Source organism: Pseudomonas sp. H11T01 (assembly GCF_048515765.1).
Lineage (GTDB): Bacteria > Pseudomonadota > Gammaproteobacteria > Pseudomonadales > Pseudomonadaceae > Aquipseudomonas.
Window position 1 is genome coordinate 1 of sequence record NZ_JBLYED010000030.1, and the last position, 19,270, is coordinate 19,270.

The 19,270-nt window shown below is 58.5% G+C and carries 17 protein-coding genes; 12 read left to right on the forward strand and 5 right to left on the reverse strand.

The features are described 5' to 3' along the window. Positions 1-293: 293 nt before the first annotated feature. Positions 294-1,787 carry a CoA-acylating methylmalonate-semialdehyde dehydrogenase gene (locus ACN1C3_RS27960; protein WP_419118966.1) on the reverse strand — a complete coding sequence of 498 codons (1,494 nt, stop codon included), beginning with the start codon at positions 1,785-1,787 and terminating at the stop codon, positions 294-296. Positions 1,788-1,857: 70 nt separating this feature from the next. Beyond that, complete coding sequence (locus ACN1C3_RS27965; protein ID WP_419118967.1) at positions 1,858-3,207, reverse strand: aspartate aminotransferase family protein; 1,350 nt, start codon at positions 3,205-3,207, stop codon at positions 1,858-1,860. A gap of 124 nt (positions 3,208-3,331) precedes the next feature. Between ACN1C3_RS27965 and ACN1C3_RS27970 the strand changes: the two genes are divergently transcribed. The 6 genes from ACN1C3_RS27970 (at position 3,332) to ACN1C3_RS27995 (ending at position 9,826) form a co-directional block, all read left to right on the forward strand. Beyond that, positions 3,332-4,252, forward strand: a complete 921-nt coding sequence (locus ACN1C3_RS27970) for a LysR family transcriptional regulator (protein WP_419118968.1) — start codon at positions 3,332-3,334, stop codon at positions 4,250-4,252. 92 nt (positions 4,253-4,344) lie between these two features. Next, a complete protein-coding gene (locus ACN1C3_RS27975) occupies positions 4,345-5,007 on the forward strand; it encodes a TetR/AcrR family transcriptional regulator (protein WP_419118969.1) in 663 nt (220 codons plus the stop codon). Between the two features lie 13 nt (positions 5,008-5,020). After that, positions 5,021-5,602, forward strand: coding sequence for an IMPACT family protein (locus ACN1C3_RS27980; RefSeq protein ID WP_419118970.1), 582 nt, complete (start codon positions 5,021-5,023; stop codon positions 5,600-5,602). A gap of 614 nt (positions 5,603-6,216) precedes the next feature. Beyond that, positions 6,217-7,782, forward strand: a complete 1,566-nt coding sequence (locus tag ACN1C3_RS27985) for an ABC transporter ATP-binding protein (protein WP_419118971.1) — start codon at positions 6,217-6,219, stop codon at positions 7,780-7,782. A gap of 11 nt (positions 7,783-7,793) precedes the next feature. Continuing rightward, entirely contained in the window at positions 7,794-8,900 is a 1,107-nt protein-coding gene (locus ACN1C3_RS27990) for an ABC transporter permease (RefSeq protein ID WP_419118972.1), read from the forward strand. Beyond that, positions 8,900-9,826, forward strand: a complete 927-nt coding sequence (locus ACN1C3_RS27995; protein WP_419118973.1) for an ABC transporter permease — start codon at positions 8,900-8,902, stop codon at positions 9,824-9,826. The genes ACN1C3_RS27990 and ACN1C3_RS27995 overlap by 1 nt, the downstream gene beginning before the upstream one ends. Here ACN1C3_RS27995 and ACN1C3_RS28000 read toward each other — a convergent pair. Next, entirely contained in the window at positions 9,823-10,305 is a 483-nt protein-coding gene (locus ACN1C3_RS28000) for a hypothetical protein (protein ID WP_419118974.1), read from the reverse strand. The two genes, ACN1C3_RS27995 and ACN1C3_RS28000, sit on opposite strands and share 4 nt — an antisense overlap. A gap of 81 nt (positions 10,306-10,386) precedes the next feature. Here ACN1C3_RS28000 and ACN1C3_RS28005 point away from each other — a divergent pair, with 81 nt between their 5' ends. The 3 genes from ACN1C3_RS28005 to ACN1C3_RS28015 all read left to right on the forward strand — a co-directional run bounded on the left by ACN1C3_RS28005 (position 10,387) and on the right by ACN1C3_RS28015 (position 12,952). Continuing rightward, positions 10,387-10,737, forward strand: coding sequence for a MerR family transcriptional regulator (locus ACN1C3_RS28005; protein ID WP_419118975.1), 351 nt, complete (start codon positions 10,387-10,389; stop codon positions 10,735-10,737). Positions 10,738-10,763: 26 nt separating this feature from the next. Beyond that, positions 10,764-11,450: an SDR family oxidoreductase gene (locus ACN1C3_RS28010; protein ID WP_419118976.1), complete on the forward strand. Its 687-nt coding sequence runs from the start codon at positions 10,764-10,766 to the stop codon at positions 11,448-11,450. A 143-nt stretch (positions 11,451-11,593) separates the two neighbouring features. Next, on the forward strand, positions 11,594-12,952 hold the full coding sequence (locus tag ACN1C3_RS28015) for an 8-oxoguanine deaminase (RefSeq protein ID WP_419118977.1): 1,359 nt from the start codon (positions 11,594-11,596) through the stop codon (positions 12,950-12,952). Between the two features lie 79 nt (positions 12,953-13,031). Here the strand turns inward: ACN1C3_RS28015 and ACN1C3_RS28020 are convergent, their stop codons facing one another. Further along, positions 13,032-14,120: a calcium:proton antiporter gene (locus ACN1C3_RS28020; RefSeq protein WP_419118978.1), complete on the reverse strand. Its 1,089-nt coding sequence runs from the start codon at positions 14,118-14,120 to the stop codon at positions 13,032-13,034. A gap of 314 nt (positions 14,121-14,434) precedes the next feature. On the opposite strand from ACN1C3_RS28020, the gene ACN1C3_RS28025 reads away from it, so the two are divergent. The 3 genes from ACN1C3_RS28025 (at position 14,435) to ACN1C3_RS28035 (ending at position 17,664) form a co-directional block, all read left to right on the forward strand. Next, positions 14,435-15,517, forward strand: coding sequence for a BMP family ABC transporter substrate-binding protein (locus ACN1C3_RS28025; protein WP_419118979.1), 1,083 nt, complete (start codon positions 14,435-14,437; stop codon positions 15,515-15,517). Positions 15,518-15,663: 146 nt separating this feature from the next. Next, entirely contained in the window at positions 15,664-16,629 is a 966-nt protein-coding gene (locus ACN1C3_RS28030; RefSeq protein WP_419118980.1) for a 2-oxoglutarate and iron-dependent oxygenase domain-containing protein, read from the forward strand. An 81-nt stretch (positions 16,630-16,710) separates the two neighbouring features. Continuing rightward, positions 16,711-17,664, forward strand: coding sequence for an adenosine deaminase (locus tag ACN1C3_RS28035; RefSeq protein WP_419118981.1), 954 nt, complete (start codon positions 16,711-16,713; stop codon positions 17,662-17,664). Between the two features lie 138 nt (positions 17,665-17,802). On the opposite strand, the gene ACN1C3_RS28040 is transcribed toward ACN1C3_RS28035, so the two are convergent. Continuing rightward, a complete protein-coding gene (locus tag ACN1C3_RS28040) occupies positions 17,803-19,182 on the reverse strand; it encodes an MFS transporter (RefSeq protein WP_419118982.1) in 1,380 nt (459 codons plus the stop codon). Positions 19,183-19,270 lie beyond the last annotated feature (88 nt).

Below are 19,270 nucleotides of genomic sequence, written 5' to 3' on the forward strand. Positions count from 1 at the left end.
CGACCGAGTGGATCGAACCGTTAATAACGTCAAACAACACGACTTTATTAACTCCTTCGGGCTTCGCTGAACGGAAGCGTAACCGCTGTCGAAAACTGCGTAACTCATTGTTTAGCAAGGAGTTTTCTGTTTCGACTGCGCCGGAAGTGGGGCGAATTATAGGCCTCCAGAATCTGCCGTCAACACCTATTTTCACAATTCTGTCATATGAGTCATAAAAGCCCGAAAAGCCCGAAAAGCAAAAGGCCGGCCCCTTTTTTCAAACAAGGGAGCCGGCCTTTTTACCCTTCTACTTATAAGCTTGGGAAAGCGAACTGCGAAGCTTCGTGGCTGGCACGTTGCGGCCAGCGTTGGGTAATCGCCTTGCGACGAGTATAGAAGCGCACACCATCCGGGCCATAAGCATGCAGATCGCCAAACAACGAACGCTTCCAGCCGCCAAAGCTGTGGTACGCCACCGGAACCGGCAACGGTACGTTGACGCCCACCATACCGACTTCGATCTCGTCGCAGAACAACCGGGCGGCTTCACCGTCACGGGTGAAGATGCAGGTGCCGTTGCCGTACTCGTGATCGTTGATCAGTTGCATAGCCTCTTCAAGGCTGTTCACTCGCACGATGCACAGCACCGGGCCGAAGATCTCTTCTTTATAGATGCGCATCTCTGGTGTGACGCGATCGAACAAGCAGCCACCCAGGAAGAAGCCCTCTTCATGACCGGCTACGCTCAGACCACGGCCATCGACCACCAGCTCAGCGCCGGAGGAAACACCGTCTTCTATATAGCCACTGACTTTGTCGCGAGCCTGACCGGAGACCAATGGGCCCATGTCCAGACCACAGGAGGTGCCTGCACCGATTTTCAGTGCCTTGATTTGCGGCACCAGTTTGGCCACCAACGCATCCGCCACCTGATCGCTGACACATACAGCCACCGAGATCGCCATGCAACGCTCGCCGCAAGAACCATAAGCCGCGCCCATCAAGGCACTGACCGCGTTGTCCAGGTCCGCATCAGGCATCAGCACTGCATGGTTCTTCGCTCCGCCCAACGCTTGCACGCGTTTGCCGCGCTTGGTGGCTTCGGAATAAATGTACTCAGCGATAGGTGTCGAGCCGACAAAACTCAGCGCTTTGACTTCCGGCGCTTCGATCAACGCGTCCACCGCACCCTTGTCGCCGTGCACTACGCTCAATACGCCTTTCGGTAAACCAGCTTCTTGCAGCAGTTGGGCGATCAGCAACGTTGAACTCGGATCACGCTCGGAAGGCTTGAGGATGAAGCAGTTCCCACACACGATCGCCAGTGGATACATCCACAACGGAACCATGGCTGGGAAGTTGAACGGGGTAATACCGGCAACCACGCCCAGTGGCTGGAAATCGGACCAGGCGTCGATGTTCGGACCGACGTTACGGCTGTACTCGCCCTTGAGGATTTCCGGAGCCGAGCACGCGTACTCGACGTTCTCGATACCGCGCTTCAATTCACCTGCGGCGTCTTCCAGGGTCTTGCCGTGTTCTTCACTGATCAACTGAGCGATACGCGCTTCGTTCTGCTCAAGCAGTTGCTTGAAGCGGAACATCACCTGGGCACGCTTGGCGGGAGGTGTATTGCGCCAGGCCGGGAACGCGGCCTTGGCCGTGTCGATGGCTTTTTGTACGGTTTCGCGGCTGGCCAAAGGTACTTTGTGAATCGGCTGGCCGGTGGACGGGTTAAACACGTCAGCGCTGCGACCGTTGTCGGTCACCAGTTCGCCGTTGATCAAATGCTGGATGAGGTTCATGCGGGGCTCCTGAAAAGTTGTCCACAGGCACGAATGGCTTCGCGCCTGCTGTTTATTCTGTATGGCCGAATCAGTCGATCTTGTTCAGCACTTCGCCGACCGCATCGAACAGGCGATCAAGGTCCTGCGGCTTGCTGTTGAAGGTTGGGCCGAACTGGAGGGTGTCGCCGCCGAAGCGCACGTAGAAACCGGCCTTCCACAGCGCCATCCCGGCTTCGAACGGACGCACGATGGCGTCGCCGTCACGCGGGGCGATCTGGATCGCGCCGGCCAGGCCGTAGTTACGGATGTCGATGACGTTTTTGGTGCCTTTCAAACCATGCAATGCGTTTTCGAAGTGTGGCGCGACTTCAGCCACGCTCTGTACCAGGTTTTCCTTTTGCAGCAGGTCCAGTGCAGCCAAACCGGCCGCGCAAGCCACCGGGTGCGCCGAATAGGTGTAGCCGTGGGGGAATTCCACCGCGTATTCCGGCGTCGGTTGATTCATGAAAGTCTGATAGATCTCGGAGCTGGCAATCACCGCGCCCATCGGAATCGCGCCGTTGGTGACTTGCTTGGCGATGCACATCAAATCCGGAGTCACGCCGAAGCTGTCAGCACCGAACATCGAACCGGTGCGACCGAAGCCGGTGATCACTTCATCGAAGACCAGCAGGATGCTGTGCTGATCACAGATCTCACGCAGGCGTTTGAGGTAACCCTGAGGCGGAACCAGCACCCCGGCGGAACCGGCCATAGGCTCGACGAACACGGCAGCGATGTTTGACGCATCGTGCAACTCAATCAGCTTGAGCAGTTCATCGGCCAGAGCGATACCGCCCTGCTCCGGCATGCCACGGGAGTAGGCATTGCTCGCCAGCAAGGTGTGAGGCAGATGGTCGACATCCATCATCGCCTGGCCAAACATTTTGCGGTTGCCATTAACGCCACCCAGACTGGTGCCGGCGATGTTCACGCCGTGATAGCCACGGGCACGACCGATCATTTTGGTCTTGGTTGCCTGACCTTTCAGACGCCAGTAGGCGCGCACCATCTTCACCGCGGTATCCGCGCACTCGGAACCGGAGTCGGTAAAGAACACGTGATTCAGATTGCCTGGAGTCAGCTCGGTGATTTTCTCTGCCAGTTGGAACGACAGAGGGTGACCGTACTGGAAGCCCGGCGAGTAATCGAGGGTGCCCAATTGCTTCGAAACGGCTTCCTGGATTTCTTTGCGGGTATGCCCAGCGCCACAGGTCCACAGGCCGGACAACGAGTCGTAGACCTTGCGACCTTTGTCATCGATCAGGTAACTGCCTTCCGCGGCCACGATCAGACGCGGGTCGCGATGAAAGTTGCGGTTGGCGGTGTAAGGCATCCAGTGAGCATCGAGCTTGAGTTGGCTGGCCAGGGAGACCGGACCGTTTTCAGGCAAGTTCATGAGCAAAACCTCGCAGGGCAATAAGCGGCGTAGGGATCAAAAGCGTTCTTGCAGCTAAATTGCCACGGGGATAAAGTCTGTGAAATCCAACTTTTCTAACGTTCAGTCAGGCCAGCACTAAACTATGAGCAGTCGTCGCCCCGATCCGTTGGCGCAAGTCAGTGACTTTGATATCCGCTTGTTGCGCATATTTCGCAGCGTGGTCGAATGCGGCGGCTTCTCTGCAGCGGAAACCGTGTTAGGGATTGGCCGCTCAGCCATCAGCCAGCAGATGAGCGATCTTGAACAGCGCCTCGGCCTGCGCCTGTGCCAACGCGGTCGCGCCGGTTTCTCGCTGACGGAGGAAGGCCGCGAGGTCTATCAATCGGCCTTGCAGCTACTAAGTGCGCTGGAAAGTTTCCGCACCGAGGTCAACGGCCTGCACCAACATCTGCGTGGCGAGTTGACCATCGGCCTGACCGACAACCTGGTCACCCTGCCCCACATGCGCATCACCCATGCTTTGGCCCAGTTGAAAGAACGTGGTCCCGATGTGCAGATCCAGATCCGCATGATCGCCCCCAACGAGGTTGAACAAGGTGTGCTCGACGGGCGCTTGCATGTGGGTGTGGTGCCACAAGCCAGCGCATTGTCCGGTCTGGAATACCAGCCGCTGTACAGCGAGCGTTCGCTGCTCTACTGCGCAGTCGGGCATCCGCTGTTTTATGTCGATGACAAGCAACTGGACGATGAGCGCCTCAACAGTCAGGACGCCATCGCACCGACCTTCCGTTTGCCGTCCGAGATCCAGGCGCACTATCAGGCGCTCAATTGCACCGCCAGCGCGTCGGACCGCGAAGGCATGGCGTTTCTGATTTTGACCGGGCGCTACATCGGTTATCTGCCGGACCATTACGCCGCCCTCTGGGTGCAGCAAGGTCGGTTACGCGCGCTGAAACCCAAAGCGCGTTTCTATGACCTGAGCCTGGCGTCGGTCACCCGCAAGGGCCGTCGCCCTCATTTGGTGCTGGAAAGCTTTCTGGAGAGCCTGGCGGCCACGCGGTAAACCCGATCTTTTATGGTGACAAGGCTTGTCTGATTCTTGTGGGTGCGCTATCAACGCATTGGTTGCACCCACAGAACTGCTCGGAAACGTCCATGACCCTTGAAGTCCCAGCCCACGCCGGTGCCCATTCCGGAAAACCTGCCAGCCGAATTCGTCAAAAGAACGAAGAAGCAATCATAAAGGCGGCCGAAGATGAGTTCGCTCGTCACGGGTTCAAAGGCACCAGCATGAACACCATTGCGCAGAATGCCGGGCTGCCCAAGGCCAACCTGCATTACTACTTCACCAACAAGCTTGGGCTTTATGTAGCGGTGCTGAGCAACATCATCGAGTTGTGGGACAGCGCCTTCAACACGCTGACCGCCGAAGACGATCCTGCCGAAGCGCTCACCCGCTACATCCGCGCCAAGATGGAATTTTCCCGTCGCCAGCCGCAAGCCTCGCGAATCTTTGCCATGGAAATCATCAGCGGTGGTGAATGCCTGACGGAGTATTTCAGTCAGGACTATCGCGCCTGGTTCCAGGGCCGGGCAGGCGTGTTCCAGGCCTGGATCGATGCCGACAAGATGGACCCAATCGAGCCGGTGCATCTGATCTTCCTGTTGTGGGGCAGCACCCAACACTATGCTGACTTCGCCACGCAGATCTGTCGCGTGACCGGCCGAACCAAACTGACCAAACAGGATATGGAAGACGCCGGCAACAATCTGATCCGTATCATTCTCAAGGGCTGCGGCCTCAAGCCAACCCTTTAAAAGATCCTCGCGCATGCCTTTTACCCTCGCTGGCCTTTGCGAATATCGCGAAGAAATTCGCAAAAGCCGCTTCATTGCCCTCGCCGCACCGATCGCCAGCGCTGCCGAGGCTCAGGCGTTCATCGAGCAGCACAGCGACTTGAATGCCTCGCACAATTGCTGGGCCTGGAAACTCGCCGATCAATACCGCAGCAATGACGACGGCGAACCGGGCGGTACTGCCGGGCGACCGATTCTGGCGGCCATCGAAGCGCAGGATTGTGATCAAGTCGCGGTGCTGGTGATTCGCTGGTACGGCGGCATCCAGTTAGGCACTGGCGGCCTCGCCCGGGCCTACGGCGGCAGCGCCAACAAGTGTTTGCAAGGCGCCGAACGCATTGCACTGATCAGTCGCGTGCAACTGCGCTGCGCCTGCGGTTTCAGCGAATTGGCCCTGGTCAAACTGCGGGTGGCTGAACTCGGCGGCTTGATGCTGGAGGAAATCTTCACCGCCAATGGCGTGGAGCTGCAGCTGGCAGTCGGCGAAGCGCAGATTGATATCCTGCAAACGCAACTGGCGGACCTGAGTCGTGGGCGGATTTTGTTGCAGCGCTAGAAAGACAAGATCAAAAGATCGTCCGAACGCGGCCCGAACCTTCGGCAGCTCCTACGCGGGGTCGCGTTTCACCGTCGGAGGCTGCGATCTTTTGGGGCAAGAAACAAACCAAGTGCTCTCACGACTTGCCCACATCTGCTGTGCACCCGACTGTGGATAACCTGAGTACATTCCCCTGCATCCCTTCTGCAACGTGGCTTTGCGGCCGTTGTTCATTTTTCATCCAAACACCCTTCAAGGCGATTAATTTAACCGCAAAACAATCAGTTAGAGCGGTTTATCACCTTTAGAAGAAAGCCCTTCAGTGCTTATGCCCGTGCATTTGGCTTGCGCACAAATACTGTGGAGCAACCTGTGGATAACCCGTGCAAGGCTGGCTAAGTCGCACAGGTGGCAACGCTTTGTATCGCCTGATCATTTTTTAACCAGTTTGATAAGGGCAAAACCTGAGCCTTACCCACTGGACTGCCCTGAAGTGGTGCCGGATCGAGGATCAAAATATCGCATCGCACAATCTACAGGTGCACAACTACGCTGACCTCAGTGCTTTCCTGACTCATTGGCCAGGATTTTGCTTTACCCACAGGCATCACTTCAATCGCCCTGAGCCTGTCATGCCAAACCCTGTGCCGATCCCTGATCAAACGCCCCGCCTGCAACTGCGCAATATCAGCAAACGCTATCCCGGCTGCCTGGCCAACGACAGCATCGACCTGAGTATTCAACCCGGTGAGATCCACGCACTGCTCGGTGAAAACGGCGCCGGGAAAAGCACCTTGATGAAGATCATCTACGGCGTGACCCACGCCGACTCCGGCGAGATGATCTGGCAAGGGCAGCGGTTGACCATGCGCACCCCGGCCCAGGCGCGCAGTCTGGGGATTGGCATGGTGTTCCAGCACTTCTCACTGTTTGAAACCCTGAGCGTAGCGCAGAACATTGCCTTGGCCATGGGCGCTGCGGCAGGCACACCCAAGCAGCTGGGGCCGCGAATTCGCGAAGTCTCGCAGCGTTATGGCATGGCCATTGAGCCAGAGCGGCTGGTGCACAGCCTGTCGATTGGCGAACGCCAGCGGGTGGAGATCATTCGTTGCCTGATGCAGGACATTCGCCTGCTGATTCTCGATGAGCCAACGTCAGTCCTGACGCCGCAGGAGGCCGACGAATTGTTCGTCACCCTGCGCCGTTTGGCCAGCGAGGGTTGCAGCATTCTGTTTATCAGCCACAAGCTCGGCGAGGTTCGGGCGCTGTGCCACAGCGCCACGGTACTGCGCGGTGGTCGAGTGACCGGGCACTGCGTTCCGGCCGAGTGTTCGGATCAAGAGCTTGCGCGATTGATGGTGGGGGACGCCGCAGGGCTGATCGCCGATTACCCGAAAACCGCGGGTGGCGAAATCTTTCTGCAGGTTCAGGATCTGTCCTGGCACAACCCGGATCCGTTTGGCTGCTCGTTGAGGGAGATTGACCTTGAGGTGCGTTGCGGCGAAATCGTCGGCCTCGCCGGCGTGGCCGGGAATGGGCAGGACGAGTTGCTGGCCCTGCTCAGTGGAGAGGAATGCCTTGCTCGTATTGACGCCGCAACCATCGGTTTCGCCGGGCAAGCGGTTGCCCATTTACGCCCGGACGCTCGACGCGCGCTCGGTTTGGCTTTTGTTCCCGCGGAACGTCTGGGCCACGGTGCCGTGCCTGAGTTGAGTCTGGCAGACAACGCCTTGCTGACCGCTTTCCAACAGGGACTGGTCAGCCATGGCTTGATTCAGCACGGCAAGGTTCAGGCACTGGCCGAAGAAATCATTCGTCGTTTCGGGGTTAAAACGCCGAATGCCGAAACACCCGCTCGCAGTCTGTCCGGCGGCAATTTGCAGAAATTCATTCTCGGCCGAGAAATCCTTCAGCAACCGAAACTGCTCATCGCAGCACACCCGACCTGGGGTGTGGATGTGGGCGCCGCAGCGGTGATCCATCGCGCGCTGATTGCACTACGCGATGCGGGTGCGGCGATCCTGGTGATCTCCGAAGACCTCGACGAACTGTTCCAGATCAGCGATCGACTGGCAGCGCTGTGCAGCGGTCGACTCTCGACGCTCAAGGCAACCGACCAGACCGACCTGAGCGAAGTCGGCAGCTGGATGGCCGGTCAGTTCGACACCTCTGAACACCACGCACCTTTGCCGGTTTAACGGAGTTTCACATGCTGCTTTCTCTCGAACCCCGTGGTCAGCAATCGCGCCTGATGTTGTGGTGCTCACCGCTCCTTGCTGCGGCGCTGACCCTCGGTTGCGGCTCGCTGTTGTTTATCGCCCTCGGTCACGACCCTTTGCTGACGTTGCACACTTTGTTGATTGCACCGATCAGCGACCTGTATGGAGTCTCTGAACTGCTGGTCAAAGCCCTGCCGATTCTGCTGTGTGCGTTGGGCCTGGCGGTGGCGTATCAAGCACGGATCTGGAACATCGGCGCCGAAGGTCAGTTGCTGCTCGGCGCGCTGGCCGGCAGCGCGCTGGCGGTAAATATCATCGACATGCAAAGTCGCTGGGCGCTGGTGTTGATCCTGATCACCGGTACGTTGGGCGGTGCGGCCTGGGCCGGATTGACGGCGTGGCTGCGCACGCGATTCAACGCCAATGAAATCCTCACCAGCATCATGCTCAATTACATCGCCCTGAACTTGCTGCTGTTCTGCGTCCATGGGCCGCTAAAGGACCCGGCCGGTTTCAACTTCCCGGAATCGGCAATGTTCGGTGATGCCAGCCGTTTGCCGTTGTTGCTCGAAGACGGCCGTGTGCATGCCGGGGTGTATTTCGCCCTGCTGGCGCTGGTTGCCGTTTGGGTGTTGCTACAGAAGAGTTTTGTCGGTTTTCAGATCAAGGTGCTCGGCCTGGACAAACGCGCCGCCGGGTTCGTCGGCTTTCGCGAGAAGCGGCTGATCTGGCTGGCGCTGTTGATCAGCGGCGGGTTGGCAGGGCTGGCCGGCGTCTGCGAAGTCACCGGGCCCATCGGCCAACTGGTGCCGCAGGTTTCTCCCGGTTATGGCTACGCGGCGATCACCGTGGCGTTTCTCGGTCGGCTGAACCCCATCGGTATTTTGTTTTCCAGCCTGCTGATGGCGCTGCTGTACATCGGTGGCGAGAGCGCACAGATGAGTCTCAATCTGCCGCAGGCAATCACTCAGCTGTTCCAGGGCATGATGCTGTTTTTCCTGCTGGCCAGTGATGTGCTGATCCTTTATCGCCCGCGCTTGAATCTGCGCTGGGCAAGACGCGCCTCAATCGCCAATGTTCAAGCAGGAGCGCTGTGATGGATATCGATCTGCTGAGTAATATTTTCTACGCCATGGTCCGTTGCGGTACGCCGCTGCTGTTGGTGGCTTTGGGCGAACTGATCTGCGAGAAAAGCGGCGTCCTCAACCTCGGTCAGGAAGGCATGATGCTGTTCGGTGCGGTGATCGGTTTTATCGTCGCCTTGAGCACCGGCAATCTCTGGCTCGGCGTGCTGCTGGCGATGCTCGCCGGTATGTTGCTGTCGGCGCTGTTTGCCTTGGTGGCGTTGGTGTTCAACGCCAATCAGGTCGCGACCGGGTTGGCGCTGACTATCTTCGGCGTTGGCCTGTCGAGTTTTGTTGGAGCGGCTTGGGTGGGTAAGCCACTGGCAGGTTTCGAGCCAGTGGCGATTCCCATTCTGAGTGAAATCCCGCTGATCGGACGGATGCTGTTTGCTCAGGATCTGCTGGTTTATCTGTCATTTGCGCTGTTTGCGTTGGTGGCTTGGGCGATTCTGAAAAGCCGCGTCGGCCTGATCATTCAGGCCGTGGGTGAAAACCCCGATGCCGCCAGCGCCATGGGCCTGCCGGTGCTGCGTGTGCGAACGTTGGCAGTGCAGTTCGGCGGCGCCATGGCCGGGTTGGCCGGGGCCTATCTGTCGCTGGCCTATACGCCAATGTGGGCAGAAAACATGAGCGCCGGTCGTGGCTGGATTGCCCTGGCGCTGGTGGTGTTTGCCAGTTGGCGCGTGTGGCGTTTGCTGCTGGGTGCTTACCTGTTCGGGCTTGCCAGCATCCTGCACCTGGTCGCCCAAGGCCTGGGGCTGGCGATCCCGTCGAACCTGCTGGCGATGCTGCCCTACGCCGCGACCATTCTGGTGTTGGTCCTGCTGTCGCGGGACGCGGTGCGGACACGCTTGTACGCACCGGTTTCGTTGGGGCAGCCGTGGCAGGCGGGGCATTAGGGGTTGGCTGAACTGACGCCTTCGCGGGCAAGCCCGCTCCCACAGGTGTTGCGCAATCCTTGTAGGAGCGAGCTTGCTCGCGATGGCTGCCGGACAGTCAACAACTGAGCAATGCCCCACGCCAGTTCGAAGAACAGGAAAATCGCCAGCAATGAGCTGGCACCGTGGGCTAATGCATAGATCTGCCACGTAGCAAACAAAAACCGCCCGACCGCGTCATAGCGGCCGAACGCTTGCTGCGGATCACGAATCCGCAGCACCGACCAGACGCAAACGATCGAGCCCAGCAGATTAGCCATCAACATGTGCATCGGTTCGAACGGCGGCAGCTCGCCGGGTAGATTGAGCGCCTGGGAAAGACTCAGCATCAACCCGTGTAACACCACAAAACTCCAGGGCGTAACGAAAGCGGCGGTCACGATCAGGTCGTACCAACCGCTCGCACGGACCAGTTGGCGGTATTGGCTTGCAGTCCACATTGTGGCGTCTCCATTATTCAAGGAGCACGCAGGCTAAAGCCTGGAGTATGCTCCAGGGTCAAGCTTCAAAGAGTCTTCAAAATGCGTATTGGTGAATTAGCCCAGGCCAGCGCCGTCAGCCGCGACACCCTGCGTTTTTACGAGCAACGCGGATTGATCGCCGCCCAACGCAGCGCCAACGGTTATCGCGACTATCCGGCCGAGATGGTGCAACTGGTGCTCTACATCAAGACGGCGCAACGCCTGGGTTTTACGCTCGGCGAAATCGGAAGCAGCGTGGCCGCACTGTGGAAGGCCAAAGACCCGGAGTGCGCCATCACTCAACTACTGCAAGACAAGCTGAGACTGATCGAAACCCGGATCGCCGAACTCGGCGAGTTACGCCAGGAATTGCAACAACGGCTCGGGCAACGTTGTCCATTGAACCCATAACCCTCTTTTTTTCAAGGAAGCCACTCATGTCTACGGCAAAAACCGCACTCATCATCGGCGCCTCCAGAGGCTTGGGCCTCGGACTGGTGAAACGCTTGCTGGCCGACGGCTGGCAGGTCACCGCCACGGTGCGCAACCCGCAGAAAGCTGAAGCCCTGCAGGCACTGGGCACGGTGCAAATTGAACAACTGGACATGGATGATCAACAAGCCGTCATCGCCCTGAACCAACGCCTTAAAGGCCAGGTGTTCGACCTGCTGTTCGTCAACGCCGGGGTCAAAGGCCCGGAGGATCAGACGCCAGGCAACGCAACCCTCGCCGAGGTCGGCCAGTTGTTCTTCACCAACGCCGTGGCTCCGATCAATCTGGCCCAGCGCTTCGTCGGGCAGATCCGCCCGGACAGCGGTGTGCTGGCATTCATGAGTTCGGTACTCGGCAGCGTGACCATGCCCGACGCCCCCGAACTGGCGCTGTACAAAGCCAGCAAGGCGGCGCTGAATTCTATGACCAACAGCTTTGTCACTCAGCTGGGCGAGCAGAAACTGACCGTGCTGTCGTTGCATCCGGGCTGGGTGAAAACCGACATGGGCGGCGAAGGTGCGGACATCGATGTCGAAACCAGCACTCGTGGGTTGATCGAGCAGGTGAATGCTTATGCGGGCAAGGGTGGGCATCATTTTGTGAATTACAGAGGTGAGACGATTCCCTGGTAATTCATCGGTAGATCGGCGGCCCTATGTAGCCGACCAATAATGTGAGTAAACTCTGCACTTCGCCCTCCCCGGCGACCCTGGATCAGCAGACAGGGCAACACTGAGCTGGCGAACCTGAACCCATTTTTCAGAGGAGCCGGCCAATGCCTGCGACCCGTATCTGGTTAAAAAATCCCCTGGCCATTTTCACTGCCAACGCGCTTGATGCCCGTGGCGGCCTGGTGCTGCAAGACGGTTTGATCGTCGAAGTGCTCGGCATAGGGCAACAACCCGCCACGGCCTGTGGACACGTTTTCGATGCTCGCGAGCATGTGATCCTTCCCGGACTCATCAACACCCACCATCACTTCTATCAAACCCTGACCCGCGCCTGGGCGCCGGTGGTCAATCAGCCGCTGTTCCCCTGGTTGAAAACCCTCTATCCGGTCTGGGCTAGATTGACCCCGGAGAAGTTGGCGCTGGCGACCAAAGTCGCTTTGGCCGAGTTGCTGCTGTCTGGTTGCACAACGGCAGCCGATCACCATTACCTGTTTCCCGAAGGTCTGGAAAACGCCATTGATGTGCAGGTCGAGAGTGTCCGCGAGCTCGGCATGCGCGCAATGCTCACCCGGGGCTCGATGAGTCTGGGGGAAGCCGATGGCGGGTTGCCGCCGCAACAGACCGTGCAGCAAGGCGAAGTAATTCTCGCCGACAGCCAGCGACTGATCGCCGAGTACCACGAACGTGGCGACGGTGCGCAAATCCAGATTGCCCTGGCGCCCTGCTCACCGTTTTCCGTCACGCCAGAAATCATGTCGGCCAGTGCTGAGCTGGCCAACACACTCGACGTGCGCCTGCACACCCATCTCGCCGAAACCCTCGACGAAGAGGACTTCTGCCTGCAACGCTTCGGCCTGCGCACCGTGGATTATCTGGACAGTGTCGGCTGGCTAGGACCGCGCACCTGGCTGGCCCACGGGATTCATTTCAACCCTGATGAAATTGCCCGCCTGGGTGCTGCCGGTACCGGCATCTGCCATTGCCCGAGCTCGAATATGCGTCTGGCTTCAGGCATTTGCCCAACCCTGGACTTGATCGCAGCGGGCGCGCCGTTGGGCTTGGGTGTGGATGGCTCGGCCTCCAACGATGCATCGAACATGATCCTCGAAACCCGTCAGGCGCTGTACCTGCAGCGCCTGCGCTACGGCGCGGAAAAGATCACTCCCGAGTTAGTGCTCGGTTGGGCCACACGCGGTTCAGCGCAACTGCTCGGACGCACCGATATCGGCGAACTGGCAGTGGGCAAGCAGGCGGATCTGGCGCTGTTCAAACTCGATGAGCTACGTTTTTCTGGCAGTCATGATCCGTTGTCAGCGCTGCTGCTGTGCGGCGCAGATCGGGCGGATCGGGTGATGATCGGCGGTAAATGGCGGGTGATCGACGGACAGGTTGAAGGGCTCGATCTGAAGGGGTTGATTGCCGATCACAGCCAGGCGGCGAGGCAGTTGATTAGCGGCGTTTGATAGGACGCCTTCGCGGGCAAGCCCGCTCCCACATTCGATTGCAATTTACCTGTGGGAGCGGGCTTGCCCGCGAAGCTTTTTAAAGCCCTAGCAGCGACAACATGATGAAGGTCGCAAACAACACAAAGTGAGTCATCCCTTCGATGGCGTTGGTTTCGCCATCGTTGAGGTTGATCGCGCTGACGATCAGGGTGATGAAGACCATGACTGTCTGCACCGGGGTCATGGCCATCTGGAAGGGTTGGCCGGTGTAGAGGGCCATGGCTTCCATCACGGGCACCGTCAGGATCACCGTCGACAGTGACGCCCCCAAGGCAATGTTCACCACTGATTGCATGCGATTGGCCAAGGCCGCGCGCAACGCGGTGAGAATCTCCGGCGCGGCGGAAATTGCCGCCACCAGAATCGCCGTGATCACGGGTGGCGCGCCTGTGCCTTCAAGGCCCAGGTCAAGGGTATTGGACATCACTTCGGCCAATGCACCGATCACCACCACACCGAACACCAATGTGCCAATGGATTGCCCGAGGTTGATCTGAGGTGTGTCTTCCAACGGCTCTTTTTTGCGGCGTTTTTCCGGATAGCTGTAACTGAAGAAATAACTGTGGGGTCCGACCTGCATCCGCAGGAACAGGGTGTAAAGCACCACCATGGCGCCGATGGTGAAGCCTGAGTAAACCTTCCAGTCCGCTTCGGGGATGAACTCCGGCACCACCATGGAAACGCCCATGGCGGTAAGGATCATCACACTGTAGGTTCGCGCCGAGTCATCGTTGTAGGACTGTTCGCCGTGTTTGAGCCCGCCCATCAACGCCGCCAGACCGAGAATGCCGTTGATGTCGAGCATCACCGCTGAATAGATGGTGTCGCGCACCAGGGTCGCAGAGGCTTCGTTGCTCATCATGATCGCCAGGATCACCACCTCGACCAGCACCGCAGCCAGGGTCAGGATCATCGTGCCGTAGGGGTCGCCGACTTTTTCTGCCAGTAGCTCCGCGTGATGGGCGACACGCATCGAGGCGCAGACGATAAAGGCAATCAGCACCAGCCCGCCGACGAGGGCAGTCATCTGGCCGCTGTGCAGCAACCAGTGCTCAAGCGGGTAGGCCGCGAATGCTGCAAGCAAGGCCAGCAGCAGAAACTTCTCTTGCTTGAGTAATGTGAGCATTGAAGGCCTATTGCTGAATGAAGCGAAGCAGACGTGATGAGCTACCGACTGTGGTGAGTCGCTAACGTTTCGTTACACCTTAGCGCACCAGTGGCAGGCAGCATTTCAGTTCATGCACTGCATTGGACATTCTGGCCTATTCCCGGGCAAGCCCACTCCCACAATGTCTGCGCATATCCTGTGGGAGCGGGCTTGCCCGCGAAGGGCTCCACCCTCGACTCGAAATTTGTTGTCTTGTTGGTCAGCTATTTGCATTGGGCTGTTCAAGCCCTTGAGCCCAGCCAACCTCTCACAACAAAACAGAGTTCGAATTCATGCATAAACGTCCGTTGAAGAAGCTGCTTTGCGCCGTTGCGGCAGCTATTGGCCTCAGTGCCGGCTTGACTGCCAGTGCTGCCGATCCGTTGAAAGTCGGCTTCGTCTATATCGGCCCGATCGGTGACCATGGCTGGACCTATCAGCATGAACAGGGTCGCAAGGCGCTGGTGGAAAAGTTCGGCGACAAGATCACCACCAACTATGTCGAGAACGTGGCCGAAGGCGCGGATGCCGAGCGGGTAATCCGCAATATGGCCAAGGACAAGTACGACATGATTTTCACCACCTCCTTCGGCTATATGAACCCAACGCTGAAGGTCGCCAAACAATTCCCCAAAGTGACCTTCGAGCACGCCACCGGCTACAAGCAGGACAAGAACCTCGGTACTTATCTGGCTCGCACTTACGAGGGGCGCTATGTCGGCGGCTTCCTCGCGGCGAAGATGACTAAAAGCAAAAAAATCGGCTACGTCGCCTCCTTCCCGATTCCGGAAGTGATCCGCGATATCAACGCCATTCAACTGGCTCTGAACACATACAACCCAGGCACCGAGATCAAAGTAGTGTGGGTCAACTCCTGGTTCGATCCGGGCAAAGAGGCTGACGCAGCCAACGCGCTGATCGACCAGGGCGTCGACGTGGTGTTCCAGCACACCGATAGCCCCGCACCGATCCAGGCGGCCGAGCGTCGTGGCGTGTACGCGGTGGGCTATGCCTCGGACATGGCGCACTTCGGTCCGAAAGCAGTGCTGACCTCCATCGTCAACAACTGGGGGCCACACTATATTCAGGCGACCCAAAGCGTTATCGACCATAACTGGAAATCCCAGGATTACTGGGGCGGATTGAAAGAAGGCACGGTTGAATTGCCGATCAGTGACGTTGTGCCGGCCGACGTGAAGGCCGAAGCGGAGCAAATCATCACCCGCATCAAGAGCGGTGAATTTCACCCGTTCACCGGGCCGATCAAGGACCAGGCCGGCGTAGAGAAAATCGCGGCGGGCGTGAGTGCCAGCAATGCGGAGCTGGCGTCGATGAACTATTACGTTGAAGGCATGAAGGCGGATTTGCCTAAGTAATTCGGGTCAGGCGAAAACCTGTGCCGATCGTTCCTACGCTCTGCGTGGGAACGCCGCCTTGGACGCTCCGCGTCCAGGTGACGCAGAGCGTCACGGGATGCATTCCCACGCAGAGCTTGGGAACGATCAATTAGCAGGACAGAAGCATGAACCAGCTTCCCATCATCGATATCGCTGCGCTTTACCATGACGATCCTCTAGCCTGGCAAGCGGTCGCCGACCAGATCGACAGCGCCTGCCGCGAGTGGGGCTTCTTCTATATCAAGGGGCACCCGATCACAGAAACACGCCTCGGCCAATTGCTCGACAGCGCCAAACAGTTCTTTGCCTTACCGGCCTTTGAGAAGCTAAAGATCGATATCACTCAGACCCGTCACCATCGTGGCTATGGCGCCATCGCTACCGAGCAGCTCGATCCGAACAAACCCAGCGACCTGAAAGAAACCTTCGACATGGGCTTGCACCTGTCGGCCGATCACCCTGACGTGCTGGCGGAAAAACCCTTGCGCGGCCCCAATCGGCATCCCGACATGCCGGGCTGGGAAAGCCTGATGGAACAACACTACACCGACATGCAAGCCCTCGCCCAAACCCTGCTGCGGGCCATGACCCTGGCATTGGGCATCGAGCGCGACTTCTTCGATCAGCGTTTCGTCGAGCCGGTCAGCGTGCTGCGCATGATCCACTATCCGCCGCGTCACACTGCCAGTTCCGCAGCACAACAGGGCGCAGGTGCTCACACCGATTACGGCTGCATCACCCTGCTCTATCAGGACACCGCCGGTGGTTTGCAAGTGCGCAATGTCCACGGAGAATGGATCGACGCCCCGCCGATCGAGGGTACTTTCGTGGTCAACCTCGGCGACATGATGGCGCGCTGGAGCAACGACCGTTATCTCTCGACGCCCCACCGGGTCATCAGCCCTTTGGGAGTCGATCGCTACTCCATGCCGTTCTTTGCCGAACCGCACCCGGACACCCGCATCGAATGCCTGCCCGGTTGCCAGGACAGTGATCACCCGCCGAAATACCCGACGACCACCTGTGCCGAATTCCTGCTGTCGCGCTTTGCCGACACCTACGCTTATCGGCGAGAACGGGAGGCTGTGTGATGAACCAGCTGGTCAGGTTTTGCCAATTATTTCAGCGTCGGCCTGTAGAATGCCGTCATTGCACCTGATGAGAATTCAATAATGTACGACTGGCTAAACGCCTTGCCCAAGGCCGAACTGCACCTGCACCTGGAAGGCTCGCTGGAGCCTGAGCTGCTGTTCACCCTGGCAGAGCGCAACAAAATTGCTCTACCGTGGGACGACGTCGACACCCTGCGCAAGGCTTACGCCTTCAACAATCTGCAAGAGTTTCTCGACCTGTATTACCAGGGCGCGGATGTGTTGCGCACCTCTCAGGACTTCTATGACCTGACCTGGGCTTACCTGCTGCGCTGCAAGGCGCAGAACGTGATTCACACCGAACCGTTCTTCGACCCACAAACCCACACCGACCGTGGTGTGCCGTTTGAAGTGGTGCTCAACGGTATTGCCAGCGCACTGAAAGATGGCGAGCAACAACTGGGTATCACCAGCGGTCTGATCCTCAGTTTCCTGCGTCATTTGAGCGAAGAAGAAGCCGAGAAAACCCTCGATCAGGCACTGCCATTTCGCGATGCGTTTGTTGCTGTCGGCCTCGACAGTTCAGAAATGGGTCACCCGCCGAGCAAGTTCCAGCGCGTGTTTGATCGCGCCCGTAACGAGGGCTTTCTGACTGTCGCCCACGCCGGTGAAGAAGGCCCGCCCGAGTACATCTGGGAAGCCCTCGACCTGCTGAAAATCCAGCGTATCGACCATGGCGTGCGCGCCATCGAAGATGAGCGTCTGATGCAGCGGATTATCGACGAGCAGATTCCGCTGACCGTCTGCCCGCTGTCCAACACCAAGCTGTGCGTGTTCGACGACATGTCACAGCACAACATCCTCGACATGCTTGAGCGTGGCGTGAAGGTCACAGTGAACTCGGATGATCCGGCTTACTTTGGCGGTTACGTCACCGAGAACTTCCACGCGCTGTATACCCATCTTGGTATGACGCAGGACCAGGCCAAACGCCTGGCCCAGAACAGCCTGGATGCACGATTGGTGAAACCGTAAGACCCGGTTGAAACCATTGATTGATCGTTCCCACGCTCCCGCGTGGGAATGCATCCGGTGACGCTCCGCGTCACATCCAAAGCGGACGCAGAGCGTCCAGGGCGGCATTCCTTTGCTGCGCGTGGGAACGATCGCCCATCAGCCCGCCACCACCTCGCTCAACTCCTCCAGCGTCTTGCCCCGAGTCTCCATCCCGAAGAGCCAGACAACCGCTGCGGCGATCGCAAAACACATCGCGCCCAAGGCAAACACTCCGCCCTGCCCGGTGATTGGGAATACCATCCCGGTCACCACTGGCCCGAGCAGCGAACCAATCCGGCCGATCGCCGAGGCGAAGCCTGATCCGGTAGCTCGCGCCGACGTCGGATACAGCTCGGGCGTGTAGGTATAAAGCACTGCCCACATACCGAACAAAAAGAACTGCATTAGCAATCCTGAACCGATCAGCAAGCTGACATTGCCGCCAAACACCGCGCTCTGCCCGTAAAAGAACGCCATGATCCCGCCACCGAGCAAGGTCACGATGCACACGGGTTTGCGCCCCCAACGCTCCACCAGCCACGCAGCCATCAAAAACCCGGGAATCCCGCCAAGGGAGATCAGCACCGTGTAATACACCGACTGCGTCACGGCAAAGCCCGACTGCTGCAGCAACGCACTGAGCCAGGAAGTGAGGCCGTAAAAACCGAGCAATGCAAAGAACCAGACACTCCAGATCATCATCGTGCGCTGGCGATAGAGCGGTGACCACAACTCGCGAAATGCCGAAAAAAAAGTCACGGGGTGGATGGCAATACGTGGCAGACGAATCGGCTCAGGCAAATCGAGCCGGTTCAACGAAGCGCGAACCCGCTCTTCGATGCGCAGCAATACCTTGTCTGCCGCATCGTGATGCCCGGCCTGTTCCAGCCAACGCGGTGACTCGGGAATGAAGAAGCGGATGGCCAGGACAAATACCGCCGGCACCGCCAACACCAGGAAAATGTCGCGCCAGCCAACGACGGGCAACAGGAAGTAGGAAAGAATCCCAGCCGCCACAAACCCGATAGGCCAGAAGCCGTCCATCAATGCGATGTAACGTCCACGTCCCTTGGCCGGAATCAACTCGGAGAGCATCGATTGGGCAATCGGAAACTCCATGCCCATGCCGATCCCCAACAGGATTCTAAACAGCGTGAGCATTTCGATCGTCTGCGCCGTGGAGCACAGGTAGCTCGCCAGCCCCCATAACACGATGCTCCACTGAAATACCGGCTTGCGACCAAAGCGATCGGCCAACATACCGGACAAGGACGCCCCCAGAACCATGCCGAAAAAACTCGAACTGGCCAGCAAACCCGCCTGCGCCGTGCTCAATCCGAACTCGGCTTTGATCGAGCCCAGCAGGAAGGTCATCATGGCCAGGTCCATGGAGTCGAAGAAAAACGCCAGGGCAATGATGATGAAAATGATTCGGTGGTAACCACTGATGGGTAACCGCTCCAGGCGCTCAGCAGCGCTATATCCTTGAATCCCCATACCCTCTCCCCCGAATCGATAGTCTTCGAATCGAGTGTGCGGGATCGTTTACCGGGGTTGTTGCTGGATGCGACCTGCCTGCACCCGT